The organism is Anaeromusa sp. (assembly GCF_028691475.1).
GTDB lineage: Bacteria > Bacillota > Negativicutes > Anaeromusales > Anaeromusaceae > Anaeromusa.
Window position 1 is genome coordinate 1 of record NZ_JAQUZF010000145.1, and the last position, 5468, is coordinate 5468.

Genomic DNA, 5468 nt, shown 5'->3' on the forward strand with positions numbered 1-5468 from the left:
GCGGCGTGGCTGGCGGAAGAGGAAGAACGTTCAACAGGACGTCAGTTTCGCATCGTCGTGGCTGGCGTGACCTATCAGGTGCAAGTGCAGGAAGGATGAAGACAATGAAAATGGATTTGAATTGCGATATGGGGGAAAGTTTTGGGACCTATAAGCTTGGCTATGATGAAGAAGCCATGCCGTATGTGACTTCGATCAATGTGGCGTGCGGCTTTCACGCCTCCGACCCGGCGAATATGCTAAAAACGGTGCGGCTGGCGAAAAAACACGGCGTGGCGATTGGCGCGCATCCGTCCTTTCCCGATTTGGTCGGCTTTGGGCGGCGTTTGATGGCTCTCTCGCCGGAAGAAGTTTACGCCGACGTGCTGTACCAGATTGGTTCGTTGGAAGCCATTTGCCGGGCGGAGGGGCTAAAGCTGCAGCACGTAAAGGTTCATGGCGCCTTGTATAATGCGGCGGCTAAGGATTTAGCTCTGGCGACGGCCATTGCCAAAGCCATCAAAGCGGTAGATCCTGCTTTGTATATGCTGTGTTTGGGAAACTCCCTGATGGTGGAAGCGGCAAAAGCCGAAGGCGTTCCATATGTGGAAGAAGCCTTTGCGGACCGCGCCTATACGGCGCAAGGGACTTTGGTGCCGCGCAAACAGGAGGGCTCAGTTATTCGTGATCCTCAACAAGTGGCGCAGAGGGTGCTGCAGATGGTAAGCGAAGGCCAGGTGCGGAGCCTTGATGGTCAGACGGTGCCAATTACGGCGCAAACGGTTTGCGTTCATGGCGATACGCCAGGAGCGGTTGCCATGATAAAGGCCATACGGGAAGCCTTGGATGCCGCTGGCGTAGAAGTGAAAGCCTTTGGAACGTTCTGAACGAAAAGGAGGGGGGATTTACATGGAAAACGTAGCTTTGTTATCGCCACAGCAGGCGCGTCAGTTGATTCGAGCAGGGAAGCTGTGCCGGCCCACGTCGGGGGTTTCCCAGGGGTACGCGCAAGCAAACCTGGCGATTTTGCCCAAAGATCTGGCGTATGATTTTTTATTGTTTGCCCAACGGAACCCCAAGCCTTGTCCAATATTGGACGTAACGGAAGTAGGCTCCCCGGAGCCTCGCTTAGTAGGAAGCGGTGCGGATTTGCGTTATGACATCGCGAAATACCGAGTGTATCGCAAGGGGGCGTTTGTGGAAGAGGTCAGTAATTTAGAAGCGTACTGGACGAAGGATATGGTGGGCTTTTTATTAGGGTGCAGCTTTTCTTTTGAAACTGCGCTGCTGAAGAATAACGTGCCTGTACGTCATATTGAAGAAGGTTGTAATGTGCCGATGTTTATTACCAATATTCCCTGTACGCCGGCTGGCGTGTTTTCCGGGCCCATGGTGGTCAGCATGCGGCCTATACCGGAGAAAATGGTAGTGCGAGCGGTTCAAGTCACCTCGCGTTTTCCGGCGGTACATGGTGCGCCGGTGCATGTGGGTTCGCCGGAAAGTATTGGTATTCGCGATCTGAACAAACCGGATTTTGGTGATGCCGTTACCATTCGTCCCGGAGAGGTGCCGGTTTTCTGGGCTTGCGGCGTAACTCCGCAAGCGGTGGCGATGAATACCAAGCCGGAGCTGATGATTACGCATGCCCCGGGGTATATGTTTATTTGTGATACGACCGATGAGTCCTATGGGGTTATCTAAAAAAAATAGTAGGAGGTATATCTATGGCAGAGCCTGTAATTTCTAAAACGGGTAATTCTGGAAAAACAAATTGGTCGGTGCTGCTAGGAGCGGCCTTTATTATGGCCACTTCGGCGATTGGCCCTGGTTTTCTTACGCAAACAGCGGTGTTTACGCAAAAATTCGGCGCTGATTTTGCCTTTGCTATTCTAGCGTCAATTGTGATTGATATTGGCGCGCAGTTGAATGTGTGGCGGGTCATTACGATGAGTCGCATGCGCGGCCAGGATGTGGCCAATGCGGTATTGCCCGGTTTGGGACATTTTATTGCTATCTTGATTGTTGCGGGCGGGTTGGCCTTCAACATCGGCAATATTGCCGGCAGCGGTTTGGCTCTGAATGTGCTTTTTGGAATTTCTCCGGAGACTGGCGCGATGATTTCCTGCGTCGTGGCATTAGGCATTTTTGCTTTTAAAGAAGCAGGTGCGGCTATGGATCAGGTTGCTAAGGTTCTAGGCGGCTTGATGATTTTACTGACAACCTATGTTATGTTTGCTTCTAATCCGCCGGTGGCTACGGCGGCGGCGAAAGCCCTGTTTCCTACGGACTATGGGATGCTCATGCTGCCTATGATTACCTTGGTGGGCGGTACCGTAGGCGGTTATATTACCTTTGCCGGGGGGCATCGCTTGTTGGATGCGGGAATTGTAGGTGAAGAAAATCTTAAAGAAGTCAATAAGAGCGCCGTTACCGGCATTGTCGTCACTGGGGTGATGCGGGTCATTTTGTTCTTGGCTGTACTGGGCGTAGTGAGTACCGGTGCGCAGTTGTTGGCAAGCAATCCTCCGGCGTCAGTATTTCAAATTGCCGCTGGCGATGTGGGGTATAAGTTCTTTGGCATCGTGCTCTGGTCAGCGGCGATTACGTCGGTTGTGGGCGCGGCCTATACTAGCGTTTCTTTTTTGCGGTCCATGTCGAAAACGGTTGATACCTATAATTCCTATGTCATTATGGTGTTTATTCTGATTTCTACTTTGGTTTTTGTGCTGATTGGGCGTCCGGTAGCTATTTTGGTTTTGGTAGGCTCGTTGAACGGCTTGATTCTGCCGATTACGTTAGGAGCGATGCTTTTGGCGGCGCGAAACAAGAAGATTGTCGGCACCTATCAGCATCCGCTTTGGTTGTTTATTTTTGGGATTTTGGCTGTGCTGGTTTCCGCTTATGCTGGGGCTACTTCGCTGCAGGGCATTGCGAGCCTTTGGAAATAGTGGGATCTTTGGTCGCTTTGCGGTATAATTTATAAAGAAATAGGTTAAACTTTAGGGAAAGGGCCGGCTTAACGGCTCTTTTCCTATGTTGTGTCAGGAGGGGTTGGCATGAGCGATATCTCTTTTTTTCTTTCGATCCTCGTGTTTCTTGTTGCTTACGGGGTGATCATTTCGGAAAAGGTGCACCGCATGATTGTCGCTATGGCTGGCGGGATGGCGATGATCCTTTGCGGCTTTGTCAGCCAAGAAGCTGTACTTATGGAGGATATTGATTTTAATACATTAGGACTGCTGATTGGCATGATGATCTTAGTGGCCATCACGCGACGCACCGGCGCCTTTGAAGCGGTGGCCATCTGGGCGGCGAAAGTGACAAAGGGGCGGCCGCTTTGGCTGTTGGCCTTATTGTCGGTTATTACGGCGGTGGCGTCCGCGTTTTTGGATAATGTGACGACCGTCCTTTTGGTGGTTCCGGTCACCTTGACCTTGACGGATAAACTGGACGTGAATCCCATTCCGTTTTTAGTTTCGGAGATTATGGCGTCCAATATTGGCGGTACGGCCACGCTGATTGGCGACCCGCCGAATATCATGATCGGCAGCGCAGTGGGGTTGAGTTTTAACGACTTTTTGCTGGAATTAACCCCTGTGTGCACTATTATTTTGATCGTGACCGTAGCCTTGCTTATGTTTTTTTACCGCAAGGACTTGGATGTGACCGAAGAAAACCGTTCCAAGGTTCTGGCGCTGGACGCGGCGGCGCAGATTAAAGACTGGCTGCTTTTGAAAAAGTCCTTGGCTGTCTTGGTGTTGACGATTGGTTCCTTTATGCTCCATGGCATGCTCCATTTGGAGTCGGCGACGCTGGCGATGACTGGCGCGATGATTTTGCTGCTTATAAGCAAAGAGGAGCCGGAAGACATTCTGCTTCACGTAGAATGGCCGACTATCTTCTTCTTTGTGGGTTTGTTTGCCCTGGTGGGCGGTTTGCGGGCTACCGGCGTCATTGGCGCCTTGGCGCAATGGTGTTTGAGCATAACCCATGGGCAGGTGCAGGAAATGACGTTCTTGGTGTTGTGGATTTCCGCCATTGCCTCGGCTTTTATTGATAACATTCCCTTTGTAGCGACGATGATTCCCTTGCTTAAAGAAGTCGGCCAACTGGGCGGGCTGCCGATGGAGCCGGTCTGGTGGGCGCTATCGCTAGGAGCCTGCTTGGGTGGAAACGGCACGCTTATTGGCGCCTCCGCTAATGTGGTAGTAGCCGGGATTGCGGAAAAAAACGGCTTTGTTATTTCATTTAAGTACTACTTGAAAATCGCTTTTCCGCTTATGCTGTTGTCGATTGTCATTTCCCATGGCTATCTTTGGCTGACTTACTTTTATAGGTAAAAACTAGAACGCAGCAGGAAAATAGTTGTATAATGTCGAATAAAGGAACAATTTCATCTGTCGGGCAGTTGACTGTCCGGCGGCGCAGGAGGTGCAAAGGACGGCATAAGTGAACGATGAATCCGCAAAGACAAACCAAGAAATCAGGAGGTACCTAACGGTATGAACAAATGTACTGTGTCGGTTCTGAAAACAGGTTTGGCGGGAATGGCGGCAGCGGCAGTTTTGTTTGGCGCGTGGCCCCAGGCGGAAGCAGCGGTAATCACGGCGCCGCCGGAGGCCAGGCAGCACAAGGAACTGCAGGGCCAGCGCCTGCCGGGCGAGTATGATGTGCGGTTCAATGACGGGCTGGTTGTCAGCGGCGTGTTGGCGGCCAAGCAAGGGCAGCGAAACGCCGTCGGTCTTACTTACCGCGTAGAAGATGGCAGACAGCTTCGCCTTGCCGATTTGTTCCTTCCCGGGGATGCGTATGCTAAACGTATCAACGCACTTATTATGGCTAGACCGGAAAGCGGACGTTATTGCTTCCAAGGCATTCGCGAGGAGCAGACTTTTTATTTGACTCCTCAAGGCATTGTCGTCTATTTTCGCCCCTGTGAGATTGCTCCGGCCCGCATGGGGCAAGTGGAGTTTTTGATTTCCTTCGCTCAGGTGCAGGAATTGTTAAAACCAGAGTATCGTAATTTATAATTTTTAGGCGCAAGGCAGTATTGTCTTGCGCTTTTTTCAATACTCTCCTTCGTACCCTCCCTTTACTCACTCTACTCTTGTTAAAAACCGTGTTCTGGTTTTTCTCTTGCGTACCCTCCCGCGACTCCCGTGACTCTTGTTCAAGTTCTCGTATTCGTCTGTGTTTCTCTCCTGTTCGATCCTCGCTATTGACAAGCAAAGTGCGTCGGCCTAAACTAAAAAATATCGATATAGTACGAAGAGGTGAACTAATTTGCGAAAAATGAATAGCAGGCTCTACGCAGCAGCGGTGTTAGCGGCGTTTGTATTTTTGGGAGGCTGTGGAGCGAAGCAAGAAGTAATGGAAAATAAAGTGGCTGTCAAAGTGGAAAGCGTTGGCGCGAACAATCAATTGGCCAGCGGTCTCTATGCCGGCGAAGTGAAGGGGCGCAAGGAAAGCCAGCTTTCTTTCCGGGTAGC

The 5468-nt window shown here is 51.1% G+C and carries 5 protein-coding genes and 1 pseudogene; all 6 read left to right on the forward strand.

Annotation, left to right across the window (positions count from 1 at the left end; all coding sequences use genetic code 11):
- The first annotated feature begins 104 nt into the window (after positions 1 to 104).
- A complete protein-coding gene (locus PHF27_RS13080) occupies positions 105 to 866 on the forward strand; it encodes a 5-oxoprolinase subunit PxpA (RefSeq protein ID WP_300070957.1) in 762 nt (253 codons plus the stop codon).
- Between the two features lie 22 nt (positions 867 to 888).
- Positions 889 to 1680, forward strand: a complete 792-nt coding sequence (locus tag PHF27_RS13085; protein ID WP_300070960.1) for a putative hydro-lyase — start codon at positions 889 to 891, stop codon at positions 1678 to 1680.
- Between the two features lie 23 nt (positions 1681 to 1703).
- Positions 1704 to 2927: an NRAMP family divalent metal transporter gene (locus PHF27_RS13090; RefSeq protein ID WP_300070963.1), complete on the forward strand. Its 1224-nt coding sequence runs from the start codon at positions 1704 to 1706 to the stop codon at positions 2925 to 2927.
- 108 nt (positions 2928 to 3035) lie between these two features.
- Positions 3036 to 4319, forward strand: coding sequence for an ArsB/NhaD family transporter (locus tag PHF27_RS13095; RefSeq protein ID WP_300070966.1), 1284 nt, complete (start codon positions 3036 to 3038; stop codon positions 4317 to 4319).
- A 162-nt stretch (positions 4320 to 4481) separates the two neighbouring features.
- Entirely contained in the window at positions 4482 to 5009 is a 528-nt protein-coding gene (locus tag PHF27_RS13100) for an RsiV family protein (RefSeq protein ID WP_300070969.1), read from the forward strand.
- 253 nt (positions 5010 to 5262) lie between these two features.
- A pseudogene (locus PHF27_RS13105) lies at positions 5263 to 5468 on the forward strand (hypothetical protein); the annotation flags it as partial.

Excerpts from the sequence above, each read along its gene's own strand:
- PHF27_RS13080 (WP_300070957.1), top strand. The coding sequence starts at position 105 with ATGAAAATGGATTTGAATTGCGATATGGGGGAAAGTTTTGGGACCTAT.
- PHF27_RS13085 (WP_300070960.1), top strand. The coding sequence starts at position 889 with ATGGAAAACGTAGCTTTGTTATCGCCACAGCAGGCGCGTCAGTTGATT.
- PHF27_RS13090 (WP_300070963.1), top strand. The coding sequence starts at position 1,704 with ATGGCAGAGCCTGTAATTTCTAAAACGGGTAATTCTGGAAAAACAAAT.
- PHF27_RS13095 (WP_300070966.1), top strand. The coding sequence starts at position 3,036 with ATGAGCGATATCTCTTTTTTTCTTTCGATCCTCGTGTTTCTTGTTGCT.
- PHF27_RS13100 (WP_300070969.1), top strand. The coding sequence starts at position 4,482 with ATGAACAAATGTACTGTGTCGGTTCTGAAAACAGGTTTGGCGGGAATG.